Source organism: Rudanella lutea DSM 19387, assembly GCF_000383955.1.
Classification (GTDB): domain Bacteria; phylum Bacteroidota; class Bacteroidia; order Cytophagales; family Spirosomataceae; genus Rudanella; species Rudanella lutea.
In genome coordinates this window covers 845,979-871,651 of sequence record NZ_KB913013.1, presented here as the reverse complement: position 1 = coordinate 871,651, position 25,673 = coordinate 845,979, and the positions used below count along the sequence as shown (strand labels likewise).

24 protein-coding genes and 1 pseudogene are annotated in these 25,673 nt (G+C 52.9%); 16 read left to right on the top strand and 9 right to left on the bottom strand.

The annotated features are described in order from the left end of the window. Positions 1-73: 73 nt before the first annotated feature. Together RUDLU_RS28615 and RUDLU_RS0103805 are read right to left on the bottom strand one after the other, a co-directional pair. Positions 74-2,755, bottom strand: coding sequence for a M14 family zinc carboxypeptidase (locus tag RUDLU_RS28615; RefSeq protein ID WP_052316737.1), 2,682 nt, complete (start codon positions 2,753-2,755; stop codon positions 74-76). A 127-nt stretch (positions 2,756-2,882) separates the two neighbouring features. Next, the gene (locus RUDLU_RS0103805) at positions 2,883-3,308 is read right to left on the bottom strand and encodes a DUF1810 domain-containing protein (RefSeq protein WP_027302733.1); all 426 of its coding nucleotides are present in this window, start codon (positions 3,306-3,308) and stop codon (positions 2,883-2,885) included. Positions 3,309-3,539: 231 nt separating this feature from the next. Here RUDLU_RS0103805 and RUDLU_RS0103800 point away from each other — a divergent pair, with 231 nt between their 5' ends. Next, on the top strand, positions 3,540-4,694 hold the full coding sequence (locus RUDLU_RS0103800) for a S8 family serine peptidase (protein ID WP_019987022.1): 1,155 nt from the start codon (positions 3,540-3,542) through the stop codon (positions 4,692-4,694). Positions 4,695-4,715: 21 nt separating this feature from the next. Here RUDLU_RS0103800 and RUDLU_RS0103795 read toward each other — a convergent pair whose 3' ends face one another. Both RUDLU_RS0103795 and RUDLU_RS28610 read right to left on the bottom strand, forming a co-directional pair. After that, positions 4,716-6,362, bottom strand: a complete 1,647-nt coding sequence (locus RUDLU_RS0103795; RefSeq protein ID WP_027302731.1) for a S8 family serine peptidase — start codon at positions 6,360-6,362, stop codon at positions 4,716-4,718. Continuing rightward, a complete protein-coding gene (locus RUDLU_RS28610; protein ID WP_019987020.1) occupies positions 6,349-7,023 on the bottom strand; it encodes a hypothetical protein in 675 nt (224 codons plus the stop codon). Before RUDLU_RS28610 ends, RUDLU_RS0103795 begins: the two co-directional genes overlap by 14 nt. A gap of 218 nt (positions 7,024-7,241) precedes the next feature. Between RUDLU_RS28610 and RUDLU_RS0103785 the strand changes: the two genes are divergently transcribed. The 10 genes and pseudogenes from RUDLU_RS0103785 (at position 7,242) to RUDLU_RS0103740 (ending at position 15,585) form a co-directional block, all read left to right on the top strand. Then, positions 7,242-8,012, top strand: coding sequence for a DUF3050 domain-containing protein (locus RUDLU_RS0103785; RefSeq protein ID WP_019987019.1), 771 nt, complete (start codon positions 7,242-7,244; stop codon positions 8,010-8,012). A 289-nt stretch (positions 8,013-8,301) separates the two neighbouring features. After that, the gene (locus RUDLU_RS0103780) at positions 8,302-8,694 is read left to right on the top strand and encodes an OsmC family protein (RefSeq protein ID WP_019987018.1); all 393 of its coding nucleotides are present in this window, start codon (positions 8,302-8,304) and stop codon (positions 8,692-8,694) included. A 33-nt stretch (positions 8,695-8,727) separates the two neighbouring features. Then, positions 8,728-9,030 (top strand): hypothetical protein, encoded by a 303-nt coding sequence (locus RUDLU_RS0103775; RefSeq protein WP_019987017.1) that lies wholly within the window; start codon positions 8,728-8,730, stop codon positions 9,028-9,030. A gap of 14 nt (positions 9,031-9,044) precedes the next feature. Further along, the gene (locus RUDLU_RS0103770) at positions 9,045-9,509 is read left to right on the top strand and encodes a (4Fe-4S)-binding protein (RefSeq protein WP_019987016.1); all 465 of its coding nucleotides are present in this window, start codon (positions 9,045-9,047) and stop codon (positions 9,507-9,509) included. 50 nt (positions 9,510-9,559) lie between these two features. Next, positions 9,560-9,898 (top strand): annotated as a pseudogene (locus tag RUDLU_RS26875) (rhodanese domain-containing protein); the annotation flags it as partial. A 329-nt stretch (positions 9,899-10,227) separates the two neighbouring features. Further along, positions 10,228-11,019, top strand: coding sequence for a carbonic anhydrase (locus RUDLU_RS0103760; RefSeq protein ID WP_157580083.1), 792 nt, complete (start codon positions 10,228-10,230; stop codon positions 11,017-11,019). Next, entirely contained in the window at positions 11,016-11,819 is an 804-nt protein-coding gene (locus RUDLU_RS0103755) for a DUF2490 domain-containing protein (RefSeq protein ID WP_245581619.1), read from the top strand. Before RUDLU_RS0103760 ends, RUDLU_RS0103755 begins: the two co-directional genes overlap by 4 nt. 278 nt (positions 11,820-12,097) lie before the next feature. Beyond that, complete coding sequence (gene trhO, locus RUDLU_RS0103750; RefSeq protein WP_019987012.1) at positions 12,098-13,060, top strand: oxygen-dependent tRNA uridine(34) hydroxylase TrhO; 963 nt, start codon at positions 12,098-12,100, stop codon at positions 13,058-13,060. An 89-nt stretch (positions 13,061-13,149) separates the two neighbouring features. Continuing rightward, positions 13,150-13,926: a 5'/3'-nucleotidase SurE gene (gene surE, locus RUDLU_RS0103745; protein ID WP_019987011.1), complete on the top strand. Its 777-nt coding sequence runs from the start codon at positions 13,150-13,152 to the stop codon at positions 13,924-13,926. A gap of 102 nt (positions 13,927-14,028) precedes the next feature. Then, positions 14,029-15,585 (top strand): GH3 auxin-responsive promoter family protein, encoded by a 1,557-nt coding sequence (locus RUDLU_RS0103740; protein ID WP_019987010.1) that lies wholly within the window; start codon positions 14,029-14,031, stop codon positions 15,583-15,585. Between the two features lie 181 nt (positions 15,586-15,766). Here the strand turns inward: RUDLU_RS0103740 and RUDLU_RS0103735 are convergent, their stop codons facing one another. From RUDLU_RS0103735 to RUDLU_RS0103725, 3 genes are all read right to left on the bottom strand, one after another. Continuing rightward, the gene (locus RUDLU_RS0103735; RefSeq protein WP_027302729.1) at positions 15,767-16,963 is read right to left on the bottom strand and encodes a thioredoxin family protein; all 1,197 of its coding nucleotides are present in this window, start codon (positions 16,961-16,963) and stop codon (positions 15,767-15,769) included. A gap of 179 nt (positions 16,964-17,142) precedes the next feature. Next, positions 17,143-17,490, bottom strand: coding sequence for a gliding motility protein GldC (gldC, locus tag RUDLU_RS0103730; RefSeq protein ID WP_019987008.1), 348 nt, complete (start codon positions 17,488-17,490; stop codon positions 17,143-17,145). 154 nt (positions 17,491-17,644) lie between these two features. Continuing rightward, on the bottom strand, positions 17,645-18,394 hold the full coding sequence (locus tag RUDLU_RS0103725) for a DUF4197 domain-containing protein (protein WP_044129851.1): 750 nt from the start codon (positions 18,392-18,394) through the stop codon (positions 17,645-17,647). Positions 18,395-18,472: 78 nt separating this feature from the next. Here RUDLU_RS0103725 and RUDLU_RS0103720 point away from each other — a divergent pair, with 78 nt between their 5' ends. From RUDLU_RS0103720 to RUDLU_RS0103705, 4 genes are all read left to right on the top strand, one after another. Continuing rightward, on the top strand, positions 18,473-19,765 hold the full coding sequence (locus RUDLU_RS0103720; protein WP_027302728.1) for a competence/damage-inducible protein A: 1,293 nt from the start codon (positions 18,473-18,475) through the stop codon (positions 19,763-19,765). A gap of 18 nt (positions 19,766-19,783) precedes the next feature. Further along, positions 19,784-21,169 (top strand): dihydrolipoamide acetyltransferase family protein, encoded by a 1,386-nt coding sequence (locus tag RUDLU_RS0103715; protein ID WP_027302727.1) that lies wholly within the window; start codon positions 19,784-19,786, stop codon positions 21,167-21,169. A 14-nt stretch (positions 21,170-21,183) separates the two neighbouring features. After that, on the top strand, positions 21,184-21,711 hold the full coding sequence (locus tag RUDLU_RS0103710; protein WP_019987004.1) for a 5' nucleotidase, NT5C type: 528 nt from the start codon (positions 21,184-21,186) through the stop codon (positions 21,709-21,711). Between the two features lie 174 nt (positions 21,712-21,885). Beyond that, positions 21,886-22,500 (top strand): deoxynucleoside kinase, encoded by a 615-nt coding sequence (locus RUDLU_RS0103705; protein WP_019987003.1) that lies wholly within the window; start codon positions 21,886-21,888, stop codon positions 22,498-22,500. Positions 22,501-22,662: 162 nt separating this feature from the next. Here RUDLU_RS0103705 and RUDLU_RS0103700 read toward each other — a convergent pair whose 3' ends face one another. Together RUDLU_RS0103700 and RUDLU_RS0103695 are read right to left on the bottom strand one after the other, a co-directional pair. Further along, on the bottom strand, positions 22,663-23,151 hold the full coding sequence (locus RUDLU_RS0103700) for a GtrA family protein (protein ID WP_019987002.1): 489 nt from the start codon (positions 23,149-23,151) through the stop codon (positions 22,663-22,665). Between the two features lie 264 nt (positions 23,152-23,415). Beyond that, complete coding sequence (locus RUDLU_RS0103695) at positions 23,416-23,859, bottom strand: response regulator (protein ID WP_019987001.1); 444 nt, start codon at positions 23,857-23,859, stop codon at positions 23,416-23,418. A gap of 512 nt (positions 23,860-24,371) precedes the next feature. On the opposite strand from RUDLU_RS0103695, the gene RUDLU_RS0103685 reads away from it, so the two are divergent. After that, on the top strand, positions 24,372-24,902 hold the full coding sequence (locus tag RUDLU_RS0103685; RefSeq protein ID WP_019986999.1) for a DUF5946 family protein: 531 nt from the start codon (positions 24,372-24,374) through the stop codon (positions 24,900-24,902). The last annotated feature ends 771 nt before the right edge of the window (positions 24,903-25,673 follow it).

Below are 25,673 nucleotides of genomic sequence, written 5' to 3'. Positions count from 1 at the left end.
TAATTGCATAAACACAAAGGCGGTCGGATGCTTGCTCAGGCATCCGACCGCCTTTGTGTTGGTCAATACGGGCTTACAATTTCCGAACGGGCACTACCCGGCGCCGATTCTGCTGGATGATTTCGATGAAATACGCCCCGGCCGGAAGGTTGCGGGTTCCAAGTATCCGTTCCGACTCGGTTCCCGGTATGGTAAACTGGAGGTAGCTCCGCCCGTCGGCTCCGATCAGTCGCCCCTCACTATCCTGGCCGTTCGGGCTTAGTTTTACCGTGATATTGTCGTCAAACGGATTGGGATAGGCAATTACGTCCAGCTCGGTCTCGTCTACCGAAGCACTCAAGCGACTCGATGCGGGCAACGGACTATTGCAGGAGCTGCTCATGGCGGGGCCGGTGCCGGTTGGCGTGTAGGTAGCACTGGTGGTAAGCACAAACTTGTCTATTCGGACGCCATCTTCGCGCATCCAGAGGTTAAACGTGTACGAACCGGGCGTAGAAATCACGATTCGGAATGCGGTCGAGCCGGCCGCTTTGAGCCAGGTCCAGGCTGTGCTGCCGTTGTTGTAATTGCTTGTGCTGGGGCTCAGGGTAACAGCCGTGCCGTTCAGGCCGAGGTGAAACGAATCGTCGCTGGTGGTACTGGGCCCGGCTGCCATGCGCACCCACACATAATACGTACCTGCGGTGGTGAAGTTGATCGCATAATCGAGCCGTGGCCCAACCAAATTGTTCTGCAAATTAAGCCCCGTTCCCGATGCCGACATGGCCTGCCCGCCCGATGCCGTGCTGCTACTCAGGGGTGACCAGACCCGACCGGCTGCGGCTCCGGTGCCTGCCACGGCAGTTCGGTAGTTTTCGGCTTCAAATACCACCTGCCCACCCGTCTCGCGGAAGCAGGTTTGGAGGAGGGTTTTAAACGATGCTACGGCGTAGGTGCCGCATGTTGGCTTTACCCGCCAATCGTAATCGGTGCCGTTGATGAGGCCTGTTACGGCATACGAGTTTGTCGAAACGAGCACATCGGCGGGCCAGGCCGTGGTGCTCTTAGGTTTTACAGACACGGCATAACTGGTTGCCCCGGACACAGGTAGCCAGCCCAGCGTAGCGCTCGTTTCTGTAATGGGTGACGCCGTCAGCGCGGAGGGGGTACCACACGAGGGGCTAAACGTTAGCGTCACCGTATCTCGAATGACCGACAACCCGTTATCGACTGCAATCTCAAAAGGCAATAGGGTGCCAGTCGGTGTGCTGGCGTCAACCGTGAAGCTGAGCGAGCCGGGACTACTCTGGAGCATGGCCTGCCCGCTGAAGGTACGGCTTGGGCTGCTGATGGCGAGGGCCGGGCTCAAACTGGTGGTAGCCACGGTATAACTGGCAGGCTTAATGCTGAAGTTCTGAAACTGGTAAGCCAGGGTGGCAGCCGTACCGCCGGGCTGTGTGATCGAAAGCGGGCCGCTGACGGTAGCCCGACCGTAGTACGTAGAAATGCGCAGCATCCGGCGGTTCATCTCAATCATGGTATTGCTCAGCGGGATGATCCGCGACGAAGCGGGCCAGAAGCCATCGGTCGACGAGCCGATTTCGGGGGTGAATCCGTAGATTTTGCTTTTAGCCACCTGCTCACCAAACTCCCAGTCGGGGGCGGTACCGTTGGCCTTGTATCCTACGGTTTCGTAGGCATTGCCAATTTTGAATCCGTTGTCGGCGGTGAGGTAGGTAGCCGCACTTCGGAATGTGCTCAGTTCGGCGTTGTTGTTGGGGTTGAGGCTTTCAAACGGATAAATGCAGACGTTGCTGTACGAGTGGTAATTAAACGCCGTGACGAACTGCCGACTGGCAGAAAACGCCCGCAGGGCTGCCGTTTCGGGCTCTGAAAACGCCCCCGTGCCCCGGTAGGTGTCCGACGACGGGGTGGGCGATGAGCCGGTATTGTCGAGGGCGTAGTTGTACGAGTAATTTCGGTTGAGATCAACGCCGAAAGTGCCGTCTGCATTGGTACGTCGGTTTTTGCGCCATAGGCCACCCCCGTTGGGGTTGGTGGTTTGGTTATGCACATACCCATCGGGGTTTACGCAGGGCAGAATGTAAATCTCCGAGCTGTTGAGCAGCGTTCTGATCTCTTTATCGCTGTTGTAGTTTTCGAGCACATGCCACATGAAAAAAATCAGCTGGCTTAGGCTCATGGGTTCGCGAGCATGGTGTAGTGCGTTGAGAAGTAGTTCGGGCTCATTTTCGTCTACATCAGGGTTGTCGCTGATCTTCACCATGTAAAGCGGCCGTCCCTGCACCGAGTTACCAATACTCGACCGCACCGAGATCAGGTTAGGGTAGAGAGTCCGCATCCGATCCAGAATGGCGGGAAGTTCGGTATAGGCGTAATAACCGGCGTATGACCCGAGGCTGAAGTTGACCGGTGTACTCACCGCAGCGACCCGCGCCTTGCCCGATTGGGCGGCTGCCCGGTCGATGCGGGCGTTGATAGCCCTGTAATTTTTTTCAAGATCCCGAACCAGGTAGGTAACCTTGACACCTGCCCGCCGAAATAGGGCCACGTCGGCGTCGGAGACTTCGGCCGTGAAATCGCGCTTGTTTTCGTAGCTGAAATGGTCTACATCCAACCCGTGGTTGAACAGATATTCTAGTCGTTGGGGGTCAATGGCAACCCGAATTCGATGGTATTTTCCCGTTTGGGCAAATAGTAACATCGGCATCAGGAAGACCACGCTAAGGAAGAAACAGGTGTATAGTTTTTTCATAGCCAAGGGTGAATTATAGGTAATTTTATGCCAATATATGAAAATGTAATTTGTGTATTGATATTCAGATTTATAACTCAATTAGCTGGTTATTTTTTGTAAGTACTTTTTTAGGGCGGTGCCCTGTTTAAGTGTCCATGATTCGGAGGGTTTTGGGATCTTTTTGGCCATCGAAGTAAGCATTCAGAACAGCTTCAAAGACAGCGTCGGTATTGTTGGTCATGCTGAACAACGTCATGCATGACCGTAGCTTGGCATCATCGGGACTGTCAAAGATTTCGTTGGCTGTTTTTCCGTGTATGGATAGTACGGCGCTTGAGATTTCGATCAGTCTGCGTCTCAATAGCTCATTTTCTAAATAACGGGTAGCTTCGTCAAGGCCGGCGATACCGTAAAATTTGGCCGTTTCGCTGTAGCCGATGCCCTTCAGTTGCGGGAAAATAAACCACATCCAATGGGATCGTTTCCGGCCATTCCTGATTTCCAAAAGAGCTCGTTCGTAAACGCCCTCCTGAGCGTCGATGAACCGTTGCAGGTTGTATGGATCAGTCATCTGGTGTGTTTGATTTTGTTTTAACGTAATGCCGGCAAGTACTGTATGCTGGCGGTGGTAAGGTAGCAATTTTACCGTTAACCCGGCGTTACATAGTCGGTAACTTCCCAAATCTGTACATACACTTTCTACATGAAGCAATCGCTACGTTACACGTCACCGTGCTTATAAAACCCCATGCGATTGGCTTCATTTTCACTACTTCGCTGTACTCTGTTGAGTGTAGCTACCATGTCCTGTCAGTCATCTGACCGCCTGAACAGTGCACTCTCTCCCGATACCGATTGCCTTGTAAAAGCCTCGGCTTCCAATGGACTGGCAATCAGCGGCCAGTATATCGTAACCACCACGTTTGCAGACATTCCAGACGCTCCCAATGCCCGGCAGGCCAGCCCGGCGGCCGATCGGCTGGTGGAAACCTTCCTGCAAAATCACCGGGTACGTCAGCCTCAGGCTCATGTATTGACAGCAACCGATGCCCAAATTACGTTTGTTGCCACCCTCGACACCTTTGAGGCCGAAGCACTCTGGCGCGACACGTCGGTGAAATTGCTTGAACCCGACCGGACGGTTTCGTTGTGTGCCTGTGTTGACGTGAGTAGCCCTACTACGCTCGGCTGGAACATCCGACAAACGGGCTATGGCCGGGGCGACCGCCAAACGGGCCGCACAGCCTGGGTAATTGATACCGGTATAGACCTCGATCATCCCGACCTGAATGTGGATACCGGCCGCAGTCGGTCGTTTTTGAGCGGGGCTACCTCGGCTGCCACCGAGGCCGAAGACAACAACGGGCACGGCACCCACGTAGCGGGTATTATTGGAGCGCTCAACAACAATATCGGCGTAACGGGCGTGGCATCGGGGGCGCAATTGGTGGCTCTTAAAGTGCTTGATCAGTTAGGGGAGGGGCGACTTTCGGGCGTCATCGCGGCCGTCGACCATGTGTACCGCACCGGCAAGCCGGGCGATGTGGTCAATCTGAGCTTGGGCGGGGAGGGGCAGTCGCCCACGCTCGACCGGGTCATCCGGCTGGCGGCCGACCGGGGCATTTTGTTCGCCATTGCGGCTGGTAACGAGAGCGAATCGGTTGAGGGGCAGTCGCCTGCCCGCGTCAACCATCCTAATGTGTTTACGGTATCGGCCATGGATGCGCAGGATCGTTTTGCGGCATTTTCCAATTATGGCCCCTCGGTCGATGTGGCTGCCTACGGGGTTAGGATCCAATCGACGTACCGAAATGGCCGATACGCGACCTTGTCGGGTACCTCCATGGCTGCTCCGCACGTGGCTGGTTTGCTGTACATACGCGGCAGCAAATTGCCACTGAAAGGCACTGTTTCGGGTGACCCCGACGGGCAGCCCGATCCTATGGCCAGGGAATAAAACAGGACAACAGACAAACCCTTACCGTTTCATAAGCCGGACGGTTTTGCGGGTGCCGTTACTCTGCAAAGTGAGCAAATAAAGACCCGGCGGGAGGCCCAGTTGCCGGAACGAAACCGTCGGAGTCCGTTCGGCCGGGAGGGTTTGTTGCCAGAGTACCCGGCCCGTCAGGTCGGTCAGGCGGGCGTCAATAGGCTCGGTGGTCGGGGTGTCGCTCCACGGAATCGTCACAAAGTCGGCGTCGGTGAATGGGTTGGGTGAAGCCAACGTGTACGAAAGCCGCTCGGCCAGGGCCGATGCCCGTTCAAAGTTTGGAATGCCATACCCGAGTTGGCTATCGGGGTTCAGGGCCTGATGCCCCGCCCGCCGAACAACACCGACAATCTCGCGGGCGGTGAGTTTGGGGTAAGCCTGCCAGAGGGTCGTAACAAAACTGGCCATAAGCGGACTCGAAAACGACGTTCCCGAACCACTCACAATCCGGCCGCTGCTGTTGCCCAGAATGGTACCCTGCCCAACAGCGGCTACGTCGGGCTTCACCCGGCCGTCGGGCGCAGGGCCAAAACTGCTGAATGCAGCTCGCACATCGCCTGTAGTGGTGGCTGCTACGGCCAGTACATCGACCGCGTCTGACGGAGCCGAAATATACCGCCACGGGCTTGCCCCTTCGTTACCCGCCGATACCACCACCACCATACCCGACTCCGCTGCCCATTGCGCAGCCCGGCTCACGAGGGTAGTTCGGCCATCCATCTGGCTATACGTATGATCGACCGCGCTGAAATCAGGATCGAACTCGGTATAGCCAAGCGACGAGTTGATGACATCGGCTCCGGTGCTGTCGGCCATTTCGGCACCCAGTAACCAGTACGCTTCTTCAATGGGCGACTCCGTAGCGGCATTTTCGGTGCGGAACAGCAGGTAGCTGGCTTTGAAGGCCCCGCCGTACAACTGATTGTCGGCCGTAGCGGCCATAATCGAGAGTACATTGAGCCCGTGACTGTCGTCGTCGTACACGTTTCGGTTGTTAGCTACAAAGTCGTACGTGGCTACAATCCGGTTTTCACTAACAAGGGGGCGTAGGTACGACACCGTGTTGGCGTTGGGAAACCCAGAGTCCAGAATGGCCACGAGTTGACCTTCGCCCCGGAATCCGCGTTCGTGTAGTTGGTTAAGCCCCAGCTGGTTTAGTTGGGCCGACGAGAAGCCGTAGGGGAGGGGGTCGGCCATGACTTGCCCAAATTTTCCGGCGGCACTGGTTTGTTCAGAGGCTCCGATGCGCGCCCGGCCAATGGTTTGCCCGTACTCAAGCCCCTTCACAAATGGCAAGGCGAGCACCCGCTGCAAGGTGGTCGCCGACGTACGAATGAGGGCCGCATTGAGCCATCGCGATGTGTATAGCACTTCGGCCCCCGCCTGCCGGATTTGGGCTACGTAGGCAGGGTTCACCGGGAGGTCGTGCTCCGTTACGGCAATTGCCTGTCGCGCGCGCCGGGCAATTGCCCGTGCCGACAGAAACTGTTCCGGTTGGGTGGTCCGAAACGGCGAGTTGGCCTTGTCGCGAAGCAGGACGAGGTACCGCCCGGTCTCTGTCTGAGCCTGAGCCCCCGCACTCACCAGCCCGATCACCAAACTAAACCAAAGTATCAGTAGCTTATTTGTTTCCATAGTCCGTCAAACGGATAAATTGTCTAATTCCAGACTTGATCGCTGTGGGGGAGCCGCAGCCAGATTCGGCAGCACAGTAGCGCACCTGTTGCCGTTCGGCGTACACCAGCCCCGCGCCCTGAGCATACACCTCGATCCGCTTGTCCTGAGAGACTAAGGTAGAATCGTTTTGTTGAATAACGGTTAGGGTGCGGGCAAAGTCTTTCTCGCCCGTACGAAAGGGGGTATGGCACTGTTGCATCACAAACTCGTCGGGAGGGTCATTTCGGTAGCGATTGCCGTTCCAGCGGGTGCCATTGGCTACCGGAAAGGCGAGGGTTACGGTGGTTTGGCCGCCATGTGTGAGCAACGCTTCGGCCGCGGTTAGTTGGGTGGCACCAACCGAATCGGTATGCCATTCTGAATCTGAATTGAGCCGGTGTGCGTACGTAATAGGGTAGGTGTTATTGCCCGAAAGGCCCAAAAAGGGAGCGCCCGTTGTGTGTCGCCATTGGTACTGTCGGGTAAGCAGAACCTGGCCTGGTCTGTACAGGTGCTCCGTGACCGAGTACACCCGAAAACTGCCCGCCTGGAGCGGAAAGTAGGAAGAGTCGGGTAAGGCGGTCGGGGCTGGGTCCGGGCGGCACGAGGCCAGTAAAACTAACCACACGATGTATCGCATACGCAAATTGGGCAACCGGTTCAATGGCTGAGCGGGTAACCGAAATTAATTAACCGAAACGTTAGAGCAAGATTACGAAGTCTCAAAGGGGATTGGGTGTCAATTTCCTACTCAAATCCGGTAAAAACACCTGCGTTCAGGCCAACAATTTTGTTCGACAAACCGTCCTGAAAAGTAGTACCCACTGCGTACATTTGAGAAATAAACAAATCATATATATGTCAATTGATAATTTAAAGGCTGCTATTGAGCCGGTTCGTTCTGAACTTCTCCGACATGAAATCTACGGAACTGTGCAGGATTTGAACGGTCTGCGTGATTTTGCCCGTTACCACGCTTTTGCGGTTTGGGATTTTATGTCATTGCTGAAGGGATTACAGATTCAGCTTACCTGCACCTCGGTACCCTGGGTGCCGGTGGGAAATGGCTCTGTGCGGTACCTAATCAACGAAATCGTAACGGGCGAGGAGTCCGACGAAACCCCCGATGGTCGGCGTTTGAGCCATTACGAACTGTATCTCGAAGCCATGGAGCAAATGGGGGCCGATACCGCTCCGGTGAGCCAGCTGGTAAGTGAGGTAGCCGCTGGAAAACCGGTACGGGAGAGTTTGGCAAACCTCAACCTGCCCGAGGGCGTACGGAAGTTTGTCGAGTTTACGTTCGATGTGATCGATACCGGTAAGCCGCACCTGGTTGCGTCGGTGTTTACGTTTGGTCGTGAGGACCTGATTCCGAACATGTTTATCGAGATTGTGCGACAGCTTGATGCCGGTAATGGCCAACTTGACACGTTCCGGTACTATCTGGAGCGGCATATTGAACTCGACGGGGACCATCACAGCCACCTGGCGATGCAGATGGTCGAAGAACTGTGCGGTGCCGATGAAGAGAAATGGGCCGAGGCTACCGATTGGACCATCCGGGCGCTGCAAGCGCGTATTCGGCTGTGGGATGCCGTTTGTGCTGAACTGAGCCTTGTGAATGGGTAAAATCAGATAAAACAAAAGCCCCCGCTTGTGGGCGGGGGCTTGTCGATGAAGTTGTATATTCGACACTATTCTACATCCTATAAAAACCCGCGGAGGGGTATATAAGCGTCACACCGTGCTGGCGTATCTATAGTTTTTAACGATATTGGTGGATAATTGTTCAACTATTAGGCAAAAAAGTTGATCAAAACTTAAACAAACCTGGGGGTAAGCGCATCAAATGGGCCTATTTTGTCTCATTCGCTGGCTGATGAACCTCTGGTTAACTCACCGGCCAATCTGAAACTTCATGACCGTAACTGCCCGGATTGAACAGACTCCGTACGAAACGCATATTTCAACCGATACACAGGTAATTGTTTGCGATGAGCCCGCCGAAGTTGGTGGGGGTGATAAAGGAATGAAGCCGGGCGATCTGCTGGCGGCATCGTTGGGGGCTTGTACCGTCATTACGCTGCGTATGTACGCCGACCGTAAGGGATGGCCCATGACCTCAGCAGTAGCGCATGTTGACCTCGAAAATGATCCGCTTACCCAACGGGCGAAAATGCATATGCGGCTCATCATCAATGGTAATCTGACGGAGGAGCAGCGAGAACGCCTGCTCGAAATTGCCGACCGCTGTCCGGTTCATCGGATTCTCGAAAATCCAATTGATTTCAGTACTACGTTGGTCAGATAGTAAGCTACCCGGCCACCAAACCAGCAGGTAATCATGCTTTACTACACGCAGGTGATCTACATTCAGGAAGGGAAAGAATCGACGTTTCATACCTTCGAAGACAACGTACTTCCGCTGATTGAACGACACAATGGCGAGCTACTGTACCGTGTTCGGCCCGATGCTACGGCCGTTGTTGCTACCCGTATGGGTTATCCGTACGAAATTCATCTAGTTTCATTTCCGAGTAAGGCCGATTTCGAACGTTACCGCGACGATCCTGAGCGTCAGCAGTACCTTTCTCTGAAGGTTGAATCGGTGGAGAAAGCCATACTTTGGGAAGGCCATCCGTTATAAAATCAGTAGAGCCAATGAACGACGAAAACAAAATTCGAGATACGAAGTCCGAGACTCCCGATATAACCAGGACGTATACAAACGGGGAAATAACGGTAGTCTGGAAACCGGCCATCTGTGTTCACTCCAAAATCTGTTGGACGCAGTTGGGGGAAGTCTTCAATCCCCGGCTACGGCCGTGGGTAAACATGCAGGGGGCCGAAACCGAACGGATTGTAGAGCAAGTAGACCGTTGTCCATCGGGGGCGCTGAGTTACGTACGTCAGGAGGAAGCCGCCGAAATAGAAACCGTGGAAGGAGAAAGCCTGGTAGAAGTGATGCCCAACGGGCCACTCATGGTGTATGGTAATTTGCTGGTGAAAGACAGCAGCGGCCACGAAACTCCCAAACACCGTGTCACGGCTTTTTGCCGGTGCGGAGCCAGCCAAAACAAGCCGTACTGCGATGGCTCCCATGTACGTACAGGTTTTCAGGGGTAAACGTGCCTATACAGGCCAGGGGGGGCGGATAAACCGGTGCTTCCGACCAAATCTGTTTAGGGCTAAATCTGCTCGGGCGTATCATTGTAGCGCCCGAAGGCCCTAACAGTACCGTTTCGGGCCTGACCGCCGACTGCGAAGCTTACATGGCCGCTGTAAAAGCCGATCCCCGGTTCGAAGCGCTTGAGTTTAAGGTGGAAGAGCACGAACAGCACGCTTTCCAGAAACTGCACGTCCGGGTGAAGCCCGAAATTGTGCACTTTGATTTGCCCGTCAACTCGCTCGAACGAACGGGGGTGCACCTCGATCCCGAATCGTTTCGGAAGCTCAAAAACGACCCCGATGTGGTGTTAGTAGATATGCGGTCCAACTACGAGCATTCGGTGGGTTGTTGAATGTACATAGCTGACGTGGCTACCCTTTTATATATAGGATTAAATAGGATTTTTTTTGTTATTTGGGTACTTCTTGTAAAAGGATTTTTAGGAAGTATATCGGTTAATAAACTTTCTTTCCTGGACCAGCTTACCTAAGTCTAATAGATAATAAAAGCGCTCACCTTTATGTATATTTTGATATATAAATGACAATTCACCGGTTTTTGTAGACTAATAAGTTCTAATATCTTTCTAATGTATTTCTAAGACAGCTCTAACAGGTTTAGGTAACCATTCGTTGCGTACGGAGTTTTAAGAGTAATTGCTAACATAATTATTTCATGAAACTTCACTCACTTGTTGCCACTCTGTTCGTTTCAACCTGTCTGGTAACAATTTCCGAAGCACAGACACGCCGTCGGGCGGCTGCGCCAGCTCCTCCCACACCGGTCACGATCGACTCAGTCCAGTGGCGTAAAGATCATTACGTTGTTAATCGGGACTCGGCGTATGCTGATCCTCGAATCGCCTTGTGCAAGCTCATGGGGGGCAATCGTCGATTCGTTGAGCACAAAAGTATCCGACCTCGTCAGGACCAGGCTGCCCTGACCAATACCGAGAAAGGCCAAAAGCCGTTTGCCATTGTTGTAAGCTGTGCCGATAGCCGGGTGCCCAACGAGATTATCTTTGATCAGGGTGTGGGTGATTTGTTTATTATCCGTACGGCCGGTCAGGTGATGGCCGAAGCGTCGTATGGTAGTATTGAGTATGCGAGTGTCGTGCTGGGTTCTAAGCTGATTGTTGTTTTGGGACACCAAAGCTGTGGAGCCGTCGATGCCGCCATCAAACGGCCCGAAAATCTCCCCGGCCATATTATTGCCCTTGTCAACAGTATTAAACCAGCAGCCCAGAAAGCGAGAGCCATGGGAGGTAACTTGCTCGAAAATGCCATTCGTCAGAATGTGCTTGAGCAGGTCAATAGCCTGCGTGATCTGGACCCGGTACTCTCGCGCAAATACCAGAAAGGGGAAATCCTGATTGTGGGTGCGGTTTATAATCTGGGCACAGGTAAAGTGGAATTCCTGCCCGAAACCCTGCCCAACATGGTCGGCTATACTACCTCGGGACGATGATCGGCATTGGATCGGAGCGACAATCCCCGGCAATTGGCTCATTACTAATGCTCTTTGGCTGGTTGACTTTTGGGGTGGCACAGGCGCAGAACACCCGTTTGCGTGATAATAACACGATTGGCTGGTTCACCAATGCGTCGACTTTGACATTTTCAAGTCGTTGGAGTGGGCATCTGGAGTATCAGTTTCGGCGCGATGAGTTTGTGACGAAATGGCAGCAAAGCCTGTTACGGACAGGAATCAACTACCGGGTAAATGACCGGTTAACGCTGCGGGCCGGGTATGCCTGGATCGAAACGTTCCCGTACGGCGATTACCCTATTCAGGCTGCGGGGCGGCAGTTTCCCGAGCACCGCCTTTTTCAGATGATGACCCTGAGTAACCCGGTCGGCCGGGTCGATGTTTCACACCGATTCATGCTGGAACAACGGTGGATTGGTCGTTATCTGAGCGCCGATAGTCGTCGGCCCGATGAAACAGTGTACTCCAACCGTATACGGTATATGTTTAGGGCGCAGTTGCCGCTGGGCAAACCCAAGCTCGAAGACCGGACTCCGTACGTGGCTGCATACGATGAGCTGTTTGTCAGTTTTGGCCGTAATGTAGGTGAGAATGTGTTTGACCAGAATCGCCTTGGACTGCTGGCAGGGTACCGGTTCAACCCAGTATTCAGACTCGAAGGCGGTTTCTTTCAGCAACTCGTGCAGTTGCCCCGTGAGATACAAAACCGGAATGTGTTTCAGTTTAACAATGGATTGATTGTTAATACAATCGTCAACCTGGATCTTCGGAAAAAGTAACAGCTCAGGCGTATGCTGAAGCTGTTTCTACAGCTACAGGGATCTGAGTTAGGTGCTTGTTCGAGCCGCCGATGCATCGATAGATGCTTCGGCGGCTTTTTGTTAGATTTGGGAGGACAGATGCAGCACTTGTAAAACGTATATAGTAATCAGACATAAACGGCTTTGGTTGGTAGTAGGGTCAGGGTACCATGGTTCACCAAAAGGCTTCCGACCAAATAGGTAACATCTGAACGCCGAAAGCCGTATCTTTGCGGTCTGAAATAGCACCCATACTAATGAAACCATATCGCGTTTTACTATATTATTGCTATACCCCAATTGCTGATCCTGAAGCCTTTCGGGAAGAGCATCACTTACTCTGTTTAAGGCTTAATCTGCTCGGGCGCATCATTGTAGCGCCTGAAGGACTCAACGGTACCGTTTCGGGCCTGACCGCCGACTGCGAAGCCTACATGGCCGCTGTAAAAGCCGACCCCCGGTTCGAAGCGCTTGAGTTTAAGGTGGAAGAGCACGAACAGCACGCTTTCCAGAAACTGCACGTCCGGGTGAAACCCGAAATTGTGCATTCTGATTTGCCCGTAAACCCGCTCGAACGAACGGGGGTGCACCTCGATCCCGAATCGTTTCGAAAGCTCAAAAACGACCCTGATGTGGTGTTGGTCGATATGCGGTCGAACTACGAACACTCGGTGGGTAAGTTCAAAGGGGCTATCACCTTCGATATGGAGAACTTGCGCGAACTGCCCGAGCATGTCGACGAGATCGCCCATCTCAAAGACAAGAAGGTAATCACCTATTGTACTGGCGGTATCAAGTGCGAAAAAGCCAGTGCCTACCTCATTTCGCAGGGTTTTCAGAATGTCTACCAGCTTCATGGCGGCATCATCAAATACGGCCTTGAAGCGGGTGGCGAAGATTTCGATGGCAAGTGTTACGTGTTCGATAACCGGGTGGCTGTGGAGGTTAACCAGGTGAACCCGACCGTTGTCTCGACCTGCTACCGTTGCGGAAAAGCCTCCGACCGCATGGTCAACTGCGCCAGCCCGGCCTGCAACAATCACGTAGCCATGTGCGAAGAGTGCGGCTGGGAGCATCAGGGCACCTGCACTGATGACTGCCTCAACGACCCACAGTTGCGGGCCTACGATGGCACGGGCTACTACAGCAAAAAGTCGGAAGGCTACACCCCCTGGCAGGGGTACAAGAGTTTTGCCGGTAGTCAGGCAACAACACACTAACCCGGTTGTCGTGTTGGGGTATCGTCACCTGTTTGCTTTCGGGCAAGCGCGGGTGCTTACTCCCAAACGGTATCTCATAACCTACTCGTATGGCTCATCAAAAGCCTTTGATTTTAGTAACCAACGACGACGGCATTACGGCTCACGGCATACGGACGCTCGTTGAGGTAATGCAGGAACTTGGTACCGTTATTGTGGTAGCTCCCAATAGCCCCCAGTCGGGTATGGGGCACGCCATTACCATTGCCAACCCCCTGCGGCTTTACCCGGCCGATATTTTCGGCGACGTAATTGCCTACGAATGCTCCGGTACACCTGCCGACTGCGTTAAACTGGCCAAACATCACGTTCTGAAAGACCGCTCGCCCGATTTGGTCGTGAGTGGCATCAATCACGGCTACAATACCGCTATCAGCGTACTGTACTCGGGTACCATGTCGGCAGCTATTGAAGCAGCCATCGAAGGGATTCCGGCAATTGGCTTTTCGCTGGGTGATTTCAGCCGCCAGCCTGACTTCTCGCACGTACGCGAGCACGTGTTCAACATTGCCCAGAAAGTATTGCAGAACGGCCTGACCAAGGGCGTTGCTCTGAACGTAAATTTCCCGGCGCGTGGGGCTGAGCCGCTGCGCGGGGTTCGGGTATGCCGGCAGGCTAACGCCAAATGGGAGGAAAGTTTCCACGAACGGCGCGATCCGCACGGTCGACGGTATTTCTGGCTCGATGGTGAATTCGTAAATTACGACGCCCAGGCTGAGGACACCGACGAGTACGCGGTAGCCAACAATTATGTGTCTGTAGTGCCGTGTCAGTACGACCTGACGGCGTATTCGACGGCCGAGCAGATGCAGCAGTGGGGGCTATAAAAAAGGGGTGATGATGCCCCGGTGGAGCAACAGGTGGCGGAGCAGGATTGCGGGGGAAAGCATCACCACAGGTAATCATTCAACATTTTCATTGACAAGACTATGGCCCTTCTGGGAAACGTTTTAAAGCGCGGCATTCGGTTGACGGAAGTGGTGCGTCGGCGCCGGATCAACGCGCTGAAAATGCAGCGTAAGACCTTCAGTAAGCTGGTTGGCAAAGCGCGATATACGGCTTTTGGCGAGACGTATCACTTCGATGAACTGCTGCGGTCGGTGGAGTTTGGTTCGGAGCGGGACTTCTACGAGCGATATAAAAAACTGGTGCCAATTCACGATTACAACCGGATGTTTGCCAACTGGTGGCACCGGTCGCTCGATGGCGAGAAAAACGTAACCTGGCCGGGTCGGGTGAAGTATTTTGCCCTCAGCTCGGGTACCTCCGAAGCAGCCTCCAAGTACATCCCCGTGACTAAGGCGATGGTAAAAGCCATCCAGAAAACGGGCGTCCGGCAAATCCTGACCTTGTCGGGGTATCACGACCTCCCCGCGACTACCTTTGAAAAAGGGTGTCTCATGCTCGGCGGCAGCACCAACCTCAATAGCCGGGGGCGGCAGCTTGTGGGCGATCTGAGCGGCATCACGGCCAGTCAGATTCCGTTTTGGTTCGAGCGGTTCTACAAGCCGGGAAAAGACATTGCCCGTGAGCGCGACTGGGCTCTGAAACTCGATGAAATTACGGAGCAGGCCATTCACTGGGATATTGGCTTTATTGTGGGTGTACCAGCCTGGCTTCAGCTGCTCATGGAGAAGATCATTGCCCGCTATAACGTTAAAAATATCCACGAAATCTGGCCTAATCTGGCCGTTTTCTGCCACGGTGGCGTATCATTTGAGCCGTACCGGAAGGGATTTGAGAAACTGCTGGGCAAGCCCATTGCGTACATCGAAACCTACCTGGCTTCGGAGGGTTTTCTGGCTTACCAAACCCGCCCCAATGCCGAGGGGATGCAACTGGTGCTGAACAACGGGATTTTCTTCGAATTTATCCCGTTCAACGAGCGCAATTTTACGTCAGATGGGGAAATGGTCGAAAACCCCGAAACGCTCATGATCGACGATGTGGAGGAAGGACAGGAGTATGCGCTCTTGATCTCGACCTGCTCGGGCGCGTGGCGTTACCTGATTGGCGACACCATCCGGTTTACGAGCAAACGCCGGGCCGAAATCGTGATTACGGGTCGTACCAAACACTTCCTGAGCTTGTGCGGAGAGCACCTGTCGGTCGATAACATGAATAAGGCCGTCGAGCTGGTGTCCGACGACCTCGGTATTGCCGTGCGTGAGTTTACCGTGGCCGGGCAGACGTTCGACCGCGAGTTTGGCCATCACTGGTACATTGGTACCGACGACCCGGTGGATGCCGATGATCTCAGGCAGCGAATCGATGCTAAGCTTTGCGAGCTAAACGACGATTATGCCGTAGAGCGCCGTCATGCCCTTAAGCGGCTCGAACTGACGGTAGTGCCAGCCCGGCTTTTCTACGAGTGGATGGACTCAAAAGGGAAAATGGGCGGGCAGCATAAGTTTCCTCGAGTGCTGAAAAAAGCACTTATCGCCGATTGGCAGGGGTTCCTGGACAAAGTCCGCGTTCAGCCGTAGAGTTGAGGTAAGCAGCTTGACGAGAATGATGTACGTCATCCATCTCGACGCATCAAAAAGGGGGACCGAAGCTATTTGGTCCCCCTTTTTGATGTAAATGCATCCCGTCTGTTTGAACGGCTCGCTGGATTACATTCACTAAAAACCCAAAACGATAAATCTTAGACCCCAAAGTGGATGGCTATTTCAACTCAGCCAGTTGCTGCACATTACGTTTGGTATCAATACGGGCGGCTTTGGCGAGTTCCAGCGCTTTCTGGGCGGCTTTGCGGGCTTCGGCGTCTTTGTTTGCACGGTGTTGGGCCTGCGCCAGCTCGTAATACAGATCAGCCTGCTCCTGAATTGTAGCTTTGTTGGTGCTCAGGGCCTTGTTGATCCATTTGGTCACTGTTGGTACATCACTTGGGTCGGGGCTTTGTTTGTTAAACAGCCGCGAAATGTATAGATACTCAGCCACCGAAAGCGGAAAATTCGTGGCCTGACTGTCCATCCGGGCAACAGCCTTCGCGGTCTGACGGGCTCTGAAATACGCGTTTACTTCGGGGAGCAGGGTACGGTTGGCCGCTACCTTGGGGTCAATTCCAATTCGGGTCAGGCCAGTACGAACCTGCATAATCTTGCTCACCGGAAACTGAGCCCCACGGCCGCTGTACAGGGTCGACATCAGGATGTTTTCGGCTACGTTGCGTGGTTCTTCGGCCCCGTATGCCTTGTACTGCCCGATGTTGTTGATCAGGTTCTGGGCCAGTGGGTTGTCCATGTCCATCACCAGTTTCTGGGTAACAAGCCAGTTGGTCTGGCTCGCCAGCTGATTGGCAGGCTGTTGCCGGGCGTATTCTTCCATCACCCGAATGTTTGTGACAGTATCCGTAGTTACCTTGGCAAACATACCGTAATCGATGAGGAAATTGCCATTTCGCTCGCCGTTGGCAAATCGCTGCCGGAAGTTGGTGCCGCGTGCGGCTGGGTCGAGGGCTTGCGTACCGTGCCGGATCACCTCATCGGCCGAGTTGTTGCTCATGGCCAGGTGCATTAGGTTACCCTTGTTATCGAAATACAAAAATAGGGGCAACGAAGGCACGTAAAGCTTCTTTTTGGTAAGCCAGGCCTGTGTTGCCTTGTTCATGATGTCGAGCTTGGTGCTCACATACTTGCCGTTATAAAACTTGCCCACCCGGCTATCGGCCAGGGTCGGAATAAAGCTCTGGCACACATGACAGGTTGGTGAGTAAATCTCAACAAACACGGGTTTGCCCGCGCTACGAGCCGTGGCAAATATGCCATCAATTGGCTCCGTTCGGAACGTAATGCCGCCCTTTTGGGCCAATACGTTGGTCAGGCTAATCAGCAGCAACAGGCAGGTTGCGAATTGTTTCATGGTACAAGTGTCAGGAGAAAATCTCGACGGCCCGGCTCCGGGTTCGACGGAACATGCCGTTGGTCATCAAAGCCCAAAACGGGGAAATTACAAACGTTTCGTGTATCGCTTTCGGCATGTTCTCAGCAAAAAACGGGCCGATTCACGCCGAAAACGATACACGAAAAACGACAAATGTATTACGGCTGTTGTTGCTGTTTCATTTCTTCTTTCACCCGGCGGCTCAACACCTGGCAAAGACTCATGATGTCGCGGGCCATGTGCTCATCGCCCGTAGCCGACTCAACGGTGCTGGCCAGGCCGTCCATGATCTCAATCACGAAGCGTTTCATATCGAGAACCTCCATGTCTTTGGTCCAGAGGTCCATTTTGAGCGTGCCCTGATGATAATGGTCCCAGATCGAAATGGCAATAGCGCGGGTGTCGCTCAGGCCTTCGTTTGGATTATCGGTGGCGTCCCAGTAGATTTTATCGGGTACGTTCTGGGGATCCAGCTCAACGGTAAAGTGAATATCTGACTTCTTCATGGCACAAAGATACGGAGAGATTTGTCGGGGCTAAAGCGTTTGGTTGCGTACGGGCCAGCGAAAAACAAAGGAGCCCAGCGATGCGCAGAATATGCAGTTCTGGGCTAATCACTGGGCTCCTTTGTTGAGTGATCGTGTTGCTGCGCTAATGATCTTAGCTTCCAAACACCCGACGGAGAATCTCGCTCACCCGGGCGGCCGGGTTTTCGCGAATGTTTTTCTCCTCCTGTGCCACCAGAATAAACAACCCATCCACGGCTTTATTGGTGGCATACTCGGTTAGGTTTGGGTTCACCTTTTGCACCAGCGGAATCCGGTTGTAAGCATTGACCAGATCGCTGTAGTATTTGGTGGTGTTGTTTTTCTTCAGAGCGGCATCGATGTCGGGCGTGAAGGCCTTCACCAGTTCCTGCCCTGATGTCCGGCGTAGGTATTGCGTGGCGGCATCCTGTGGCCCACGTAAAATACCAATGGCATCCTGAATAGTCATTGACATGATGGCCTTCACAAAAATCGGTTTCGATTTCTGGGCGGCATCTTCCGCAGCCCGGTTCAGCGACATCACAAACCGGTCGACCTGCGGGCCGAGGCCAACTTGCCGGAGCCGGGTTTCAACGCGTTGCAACTCGGGCGGAAACAGGATTTTGATGAGCGGATTCTTGTAGTATCCGTCTGTAGCCGATGCCTGATCGGCTCCTTTGTTGATGCCGACCCTCAAGGCTTCGCGGAGGCCGCTGGCAATATCGGCATTGGAGAGAGCACCACCCGAAGCTGGTTTTGTGACGGCGTCCAGAATCTGCCCAAATACCGAACGGGGCTTTTGGGGAGTCGTGGTGTCCTGAGCGTATGATGTAGCGTGAAGGCACAGCAGAGGCAGGGCCATCAACCAAATTTTCTTTCTCATTCGATAAAGCGTTTTGTACTTTTGACGCATAAAATACCCGAAAGGTTTAGCCTTTGGGCGAAAATTTAGACCTCAACCATGACAGAAATGGTCCGCGCCGAGGTAATCACTATCGGCGACGAAATTTTATTCGGTCAGATAACCGATACAAATACGCAGTGGATCAGCACTGAACTTACCAATCTGGGTATTCGAACGGTGCGCAAAACGTCGGTCGGCGATGGAGCCCCGGCTATTCTGGAGGCTCTGCACGAAGCCCACAATCGGGCTGATCTGATTATTATGACCGGCGGGCTGGGACCAACCAAAGACGATATCACCAAGAAAACCCTGTGCGAGTATTTTGGGGTTGGTATGGTACGGAACCAGGTGGCCCTCGAACTGGTAACGAGTTTCTTTGTGAAACGCGGCCGCGAAATGACCGACCTGAACCGGACGCAGGCCGACTTGCCAGCCAACGCTGAGTATATTCAGAATGACTGGGGTACAGCACCCGGCATGTGGTTTGAACACCGGGCAAACGAAGGTGACCGTAGTGTGGTGTATGTGTCGTTGCCGGGCGTACCTTTTGAAATGAAGAGCCTCATGACCAACCGGATTCTGCCAAAGCTGCAGGAACGGTTCGAGACGCCTATCATCAAGCACAAGATGATTCGGACGGTGGGCATTGGCGAATCGTTTCTGGCCGAGCGTATCGAGGCTTGGGAAGATGCGCTCCCTCCGCACATCCGGCTGGCTTACCTGCCTCACTTCGGGCAGGTTCGGTTGCGGCTCACCGCAACGGGCTCAGCAACGGATGCCGACCGGCTCGATCGTGAGCTGGCAGAGCAGGTAGCCAGGGTGATGCCCCTGATTGGGGAGCATGTGTTCGGGTTTGACAATGACGAGCTCGAAACTGTGGTGGGGCGGTTGCTGACTGAGCGCGGCCTGATGTTTGGCACAGCCGAGAGTTGTACGGGTGGGTATATTGCCGCCCAAATCACCAAAACGCCCGGTTCGTCGGCCTATTTTCAGGGGAGTATTGTGAGTTACGCTAATGCCGTCAAGGTAGGGCAGTTGGGTGTCGACCCGGCCACGCTTGCCGAGCACGGTGCTGTGAGCGAACAAACGGTTCGGCAAATGGCCGAAGGGGCTCGCCGGGCGCTGGGTGCAGATATTGTCCTCGCAACGAGTGGCATTGCCGGGCCCGATGGCGGTACGCCCGATAAACCCGTAGGCACAATCTGGATTGCCTGTGCCACTCCCGACCGAACCGTGACCCGGTTGCTCCGGCTGGGGCAGTACCGCGATCAGAATATTCAGCTCACCACGGCCTACGGGCTAAACATGGTGCGTGAACAATTGCTTGCTTCATCAACATACACTTCATAAAACCACAACGATTTAATCATGGCCTTAGTCGACATGGTGATGCCCAAAATGGGCGAGAGTATCATGGAATGTACGGTTATTCACTGGCTCAAGCAGCCGGGCGAACGAATCGAAGCCGACGATTCCATTCTGGAGGTGGCGACCGATAAAGTCGATACCGAAGTGCCTGCTACCCACGCTGGTATTCTGAAAGAGTGCCTGGTGCAGGAGGGCGATGTGGTGCCCGTGGGCGCACCCATTGCCCGGATCGAAACCGAAGCGTCTGTTTCGGCCGAACCGGCCACGCCTGTTGCGGCCGCTCCGGTCGAAACCTCGTCTACGCCGGTTGCTCAGGAAACCCCTGAGGAGACCGAGCCAGAAGTACTCCAGGTAGCGCAGGGGTTGGAGTCGAGCATTGCATCGATGCGTACGCGGCCCGACCTCGCCGATGGTCCCTCGTTTGCGGGTCGGTTTTATTCGCCCCTCGTGCTGAGTATTGCCAAGGAAGAGGGCATCGGCCGGGAGGAACTTGACCGGATTCCAGGCACTGGAGCCGAAAACCGCCTGACAAAAAAAGATATTCTCGGGTATCTGGAAAACCGGTCGGCCGAAGTAGCTCCGGTAGCACCAATACCAGCACCTGCTCCCAAAGCGGCTCCAGCCTCGACTGCTCCCGCTACGGCGGCCAAAGCTCCCGCTTCGGTATCGCTCAACGGGCAGACAGACATCATCCAGATGGACCGGATGCGCAAGATGATTGCGCAGCGCATGGTGGAGTCGAAGCAGATTTCTCCGCACGTGAGCTCGTTTGTGGAGGTGGATATGACGCCCGTTGTACAGTGGCGTGCCCGCATGAAAGACGAGTTCAAGCGCAAAACAGGGGAGAACCTGACCTTTACGCCTATCCTGATCGAAGCGCTGGTGAAGGCCATTAAGGACTTCCCCATGATCAACGTCTCGGTGGATGGCGATACTATTATCGTCAAGAAGGCCATTAATATCGGCATGGCGGTAGCGTTGCCCTCGGGCAACCTGATCGTGCCCGTGATTCACGATGCCGACAGTTATAACCTGGTGGGGTTGACCAAAAAGGTAAACGACCTCTCGAAGCGGGCCCGTGAAAACAAGCTCACCGCCGACGATCTGGCCAATGGCACCTACACCATGTCGAACATCGGTACGTTTGGCAACATCATGGGTACGCCCATCATTTTGCAACCACAGGTAGCCATTATGGCCTTCGGAGCCATTGTAAAAAAGCCCGCTGTGATCGAGACCCCGCAGGGCGACCTGATTGGTATTCGGCAGCTGATGTTCCTGTCGCATTCGTACGATCACCGCGTGGTTGACGGGTCGTTGGGTGGTCAGTTTGTAAAGCGCGTTGCCGACTACCTCGAAGGGTTTGATACCGACCAGAAGATCTAAGCCCTTATATTGCTATGAAACAGCGCATTGCCATCGACATGGATGATGTCATGGCCGACACCTACGGCAAGTTTGCTGAGCTTTACCTACGGGGTGAGGCCCCCCGTTACACGCTCGAAGAATTGCGGGAAAAATCATTTCACGAGATTCTGGACGAAGGAGAGTTCAAGACTCTGATGCAGAACGTTTATGAGCCGGGTTTCTTCGCTGATATTCCGGTAATGGAAGGCGCTCAGGACACGATTGCCCGGCTCATGGAGAAGTACGAGGTGTTTGTGGCCACGGCAGCTATGGAGTTTCCGAATAGCCTCCGTGAGAAATACGACTGGCTGGCGCGGTATTTTCCGTATATCCACTGGCGAAATATCATTTTTATGGGCGACAAGAGTATTCTGGGAGCCGAGTACCTGATCGACGATCTGCCGCGTAATATAGAGACATTTGCCGGGCAGGGGCTGTTGTTCACGGCCCCGCATAACCGCGATGAAACCGCGTACAAGCGTGTCAACAACTGGCAGGAGGTTGCCGACCTGTTGTTGTAGACTGAACTTTGGTGAGGGGCTTTACACCAAAAACTGGGTGTTGCTCTTTGGTTTACAGCGTTCTGTTTTTAGATTAGTGGTTGTGGGTGTCGGAGTGCCCAAATGGGACGCTCCGACACCCACAATTGTCTTGTGCGACCCCAACAACTTTACGTACTATTGCCTGCCAAACGTATGCATATTGCCATTACCGGAAACATTGGCGCGGGTAAAACCACGCTGGCCCAACTTCTTGCTAACCATTACGGCTGGGATGTCCTGTACGAAGCCGTCGAAGGAAACCCTTATCTGGCCGACTTCTACGGCGACATGGAACGCTGGTCGTTCAACCTTCAGATTTACTTTCTCAACAGTCGGTTTGAGCAGGTAAAAACGATTCGCGAAAGCGGGCGGAGTGTGATTCAGGACCGTACCATCTACGAAGATGCCTACATCTTTGCCAGCAACCTGTACCGCAGCGGCAATATGAGTGAGCGCGATTATGAAACTTACCGCTGCCTGTTCGACAACATGGTAAGCACGGTGCAGGCCCCCGACCTGATGATCTACCTCCGGGCCGACCTGCCTAAGCTCATGGGGCAGATTCGGAAACGGGGCCGCTCGTTTGAGCAATCGATCGGTGAAGATTACCTGGACAGTCTAAACGTATTGTACGAGGAGTTTGCCCGCAAATACACCGCTGGTGAGCTGTTGATTATCGACGTAAATGATCTGGATTATGCCAATCGGCACCAGGATCTACAGCATGTAATTGGCCGAATCGACGAGCGTTTGGGCGTTAATTCCTAAGAAACTGGCAGTATCACTAAATAGCCATCGCGGGGTCACAACATCGAACGTTGGCCTCGCGATTGCTTTTTAATTAACGTGAGTTAAGGGCAAGATGCGTATCAATCAGCTGTTAAACAGATAGTTGCTGACTCGTCAGCCATTATCCATAATTCACGTTAATCACAGGTTGAGCAACGCTTTCAGTTTATCGTAAAAGCCGGTATTGGCAAATGTAAACCGCTTGTGCAGTACGTAGTTGTTCAGGAAGCTGAGCCCCATACCGATCACCTGCGCGCCCAGTTTATTGAAATTGACCTCTTTGACCGAGTACGGAATCGTAAAAATATACTGGTCGAATTGAGTGGCCGTAAAATCGTAGATCCACGCTGACCCATACACCGTGATAATGCATGAAATAACGGAAACCATCGTGAATTTGACCATTTCACGCTTGGTTTGGGCCGAGTTGCGGGCGTTAAACGCAAACAGCTTGGTCAGAAAGAAACCGGCCGCAAACGCGACCACGTAGCCAACAAATAAGGCCTGTACGTACGTGATAGGGAACCACTCCTGTAGCAGACTACACACCACCAATTGCATGGAAGCGCCAATAGCTGCGACAATAAAATAAGCAATGACATCCCGGCGGTTAAAGAGTTCACTTGCCATGGCGGGAGGGGGGCAGACAAGTGATAAAATAGGTAATCTTCACAGAATAAGTAAGTTGCAGTAGCAGGATGGTCGGTGTGCACCAAACTGGCTAGCGGAGCAGATGCCCCGGCCGAAGCCTGTCTTTCCGGCAACGGGCTGAAAAAACATGAGAAAATGGGTTGATGCCCGACTTTGGACTGTCAAAAGTAGCACCAAAATACGAGTTACGTCGGGTGCGATGCTCTCTTTCTTAGGGTGCGGTGTGTGCCATTGGCCCGTGAATCAGCCCGACGGGGTTGAGTTGGGATGGAGGCAGTTTTGCCAGTACTCGATGATGAGCCGGAGTTGCCCTTCTACAGCCTCCAGCCCGGAAGCTTTCCTGAAAAAGCCCTGTACGCTCAGTTGGTACGCAAAATTGACCTGTTCCTGAAGGTCTTCCGTTCGACTGGTGGAGGTATAATACACAAACGGAATTGCTTTTTGGCGCAGGTAATCATCCTCGTTGATGCGTTGGCGCAGGTCGATGCCATCCATGAGTGGCATACGGATATCACACAGAATCAGAAAGGGCGTTTCGGGTGTTGTGGCCAGATACTGGAGCGCATCGAGACCCGTGCGGAAAAACCGAACGGTGTTAGGTAAGCCCAGCCGACCGATTATATCGCTGATTATCAATTGATCGTCGTCATCGTCTTCGATAGAAATAATCGGGCCGTGTAGAGACATATAACGTAATAATTAGTGAGGAACCGTTTCGTAAATTTTTCAAAAGTAAGGTACGACACCGAAACTGGATTAGCCGTTGGCTCAAAAGGTGGCAAAGCTTAGCCGACGGAATGGGTTTGGGAAGATACACCAACGGAGTTGACTGAGGTCGGCTGTTTAGGGGAGAAGCTACGGATGAATGACTGTTTGATAGGGGAGAGTTAGGGGTGTTACTATTTGCGTTGTATATTACAAGTATAATTTAGCTACTCAGGCGACACCACCTCCACAAAAAGCAAATGAAACCCACGAATTTTATAGTCGCACTCTTGATGGTCACTGCCTACTTTGGCATTGTTGGCTTTTCCAGTGCTTCGGTAGTCGGCCTGATAATTGCCCTTATTTTATTGGCGAGTAAGCGAAACTTGTGGTTCGACTAAAACCCGATTGGTTAAGGAAGCAGTAGGGTTGAGGCCAATGATAAAGTTTGGGCTGCAACAGGATTTGTGTCACAAAGTACGTTAACCTGACCTATGCAAGATTTAATCGATTACGCGCTCAAAAAGGGTATTACCTTACAAGATCAGGGTGATTGTCAGTTTTGTGGGGCCAACGTTGCAGGGGGCGTTTATGAATGCCACGCCAACGCGCATCACCTGGTTGAACTCCTTGATTTCAATAATCCCCTCTTTTACCAAACCCGCTTTTTAAGTGTGGATGCTATGGCTTTACAGCATAGCGAGATTCATGGCCCCTGGAACAATCATATCCATTTGACAAGGTTGTTTCTGATATTTGAGAAGGAAGTCCAATGGACCTATCTAAAAACGCCTTTGTTGAGTGTGGTTATAAACCAGTATAAGAAAAACAAAGAAGAGTTTCTGACACCTCCGCCTTTGCAACAAAGAGGAACTCTGACAACGTCAGATTTAGTAGGCCTTACTTCGACGCAGGATTGTGTCAAACTGGTACGACAATGGGCAATGGATGTCTACACGTCATATAGTGACCATCATCATTTGGTTTCTTTGATAGCCGATACGTTCCTGACCAGGTATCGTTAGTCATTACATGTGATCCGTAAAGAGCTGCTTTGACGCATTTAGCGGAGGGGCTTGTCCACTGTTTTATAAGCCTATCAAACGATGGGGGGGAAATGCAGCGGCTTGTTTTCAAGCCTATTCGGCCGACCGATCTACAAAGCGACCCATAAACTGATGAGGGTACCACCGCAGCCTATTTTACAGGGTATGTAGGAGCGGCCGGAAGGCGAGTAGGCTTGTGGTAATAGTATCAACGTTGTCTATTGTTAATCGTAAATAGTAAAATGTTTGAATAATTAGATCAAAGCCAAACTTTAGCAATTAATTGTCTCTCCAATTCAAACTTACACAACAGGAATATTGATGATAACGTACTCAACAATTCAGGATTCCAAATGGCAGAATCGGCTGTTTCGCGCATCAGTTGCGGGATCTATTTTTTGGATACTTGCTATTGTTGGGCAGTGGTGCGTCTTATTCGATGATGGATTTTGGTATGGCATTTTTGTAATGGCGCCTGCACTCTTTCTCATTCCCCCAATGCATTTGTTGCTGATTGGATTGACTGCTTATAGCTGGTCGGCCTGGTCCAATAAGCGAAGACGAATGATAACGTTGATCTGCTCGCTTAGTGTGCCAGTTTTGCTGTTCTTGATTACAACTCTGCGCCTTTTTTAATATTTGAAAAAGTGATATGATATATGTACGTTGCAATACTTGAAGCGTTAACCTAATAGCAACTAATACAACATTAATGATGGTTCGGTTAATCTATGTTTATACCGCCGTTCT

What these genes read in the sequence shown, in the direction of transcription:
- RUDLU_RS28615 (WP_052316737.1), bottom strand. Translation starts at nt 2,755, where the DNA reads ATGAAAAAACTATACACCTGTTTCTTCCTTAGCGTGGTCTTCCTGATG.
- RUDLU_RS0103805 (WP_027302733.1), bottom strand. Translation starts at nt 3,308, where the DNA reads ATGACTGATCCATACAACCTGCAACGGTTCATCGACGCTCAGGAGGGC.
- RUDLU_RS0103800 (WP_019987022.1), top strand. Translation starts at nt 3,540, where the DNA reads ATGTCCTGTCAGTCATCTGACCGCCTGAACAGTGCACTCTCTCCCGAT.
- RUDLU_RS0103795 (WP_027302731.1), bottom strand. Translation starts at nt 6,362, where the DNA reads ATGGAAACAAATAAGCTACTGATACTTTGGTTTAGTTTGGTGATCGGG.
- RUDLU_RS28610 (WP_019987020.1), bottom strand. Translation starts at nt 7,023, where the DNA reads ATGCGATACATCGTGTGGTTAGTTTTACTGGCCTCGTGCCGCCCGGAC.
- RUDLU_RS0103785 (WP_019987019.1), top strand. Translation starts at nt 7,242, where the DNA reads ATGTCAATTGATAATTTAAAGGCTGCTATTGAGCCGGTTCGTTCTGAA.
- RUDLU_RS0103780 (WP_019987018.1), top strand. Translation starts at nt 8,302, where the DNA reads ATGACCGTAACTGCCCGGATTGAACAGACTCCGTACGAAACGCATATT.
- RUDLU_RS0103775 (WP_019987017.1), top strand. Translation starts at nt 8,728, where the DNA reads ATGCTTTACTACACGCAGGTGATCTACATTCAGGAAGGGAAAGAATCG.
- RUDLU_RS0103770 (WP_019987016.1), top strand. Translation starts at nt 9,045, where the DNA reads ATGAACGACGAAAACAAAATTCGAGATACGAAGTCCGAGACTCCCGAT.
- RUDLU_RS0103760 (WP_157580083.1), top strand. Translation starts at nt 10,228, where the DNA reads ATGAAACTTCACTCACTTGTTGCCACTCTGTTCGTTTCAACCTGTCTG.
- RUDLU_RS0103755 (WP_245581619.1), top strand. Translation starts at nt 11,016, where the DNA reads ATGATCGGCATTGGATCGGAGCGACAATCCCCGGCAATTGGCTCATTA.
- trhO (WP_019987012.1), top strand. Translation starts at nt 12,098, where the DNA reads ATGAAACCATATCGCGTTTTACTATATTATTGCTATACCCCAATTGCT.
- surE (WP_019987011.1), top strand. Translation starts at nt 13,150, where the DNA reads ATGGCTCATCAAAAGCCTTTGATTTTAGTAACCAACGACGACGGCATT.
- RUDLU_RS0103740 (WP_019987010.1), top strand. Translation starts at nt 14,029, where the DNA reads ATGGCCCTTCTGGGAAACGTTTTAAAGCGCGGCATTCGGTTGACGGAA.
- RUDLU_RS0103735 (WP_027302729.1), bottom strand. Translation starts at nt 16,963, where the DNA reads ATGAAACAATTCGCAACCTGCCTGTTGCTGCTGATTAGCCTGACCAAC.
- gldC (WP_019987008.1), bottom strand. Translation starts at nt 17,490, where the DNA reads ATGAAGAAGTCAGATATTCACTTTACCGTTGAGCTGGATCCCCAGAAC.
- RUDLU_RS0103725 (WP_044129851.1), bottom strand. Translation starts at nt 18,394, where the DNA reads ATGAGAAAGAAAATTTGGTTGATGGCCCTGCCTCTGCTGTGCCTTCAC.
- RUDLU_RS0103720 (WP_027302728.1), top strand. Translation starts at nt 18,473, where the DNA reads ATGACAGAAATGGTCCGCGCCGAGGTAATCACTATCGGCGACGAAATT.
- RUDLU_RS0103715 (WP_027302727.1), top strand. Translation starts at nt 19,784, where the DNA reads ATGGCCTTAGTCGACATGGTGATGCCCAAAATGGGCGAGAGTATCATG.
- RUDLU_RS0103710 (WP_019987004.1), top strand. Translation starts at nt 21,184, where the DNA reads ATGAAACAGCGCATTGCCATCGACATGGATGATGTCATGGCCGACACC.
- RUDLU_RS0103705 (WP_019987003.1), top strand. Translation starts at nt 21,886, where the DNA reads ATGCATATTGCCATTACCGGAAACATTGGCGCGGGTAAAACCACGCTG.
- RUDLU_RS0103700 (WP_019987002.1), bottom strand. Translation starts at nt 23,151, where the DNA reads ATGGCAAGTGAACTCTTTAACCGCCGGGATGTCATTGCTTATTTTATT.
- RUDLU_RS0103695 (WP_019987001.1), bottom strand. Translation starts at nt 23,859, where the DNA reads ATGTCTCTACACGGCCCGATTATTTCTATCGAAGACGATGACGACGAT.
- RUDLU_RS0103685 (WP_019986999.1), top strand. Translation starts at nt 24,372, where the DNA reads ATGCAAGATTTAATCGATTACGCGCTCAAAAAGGGTATTACCTTACAA.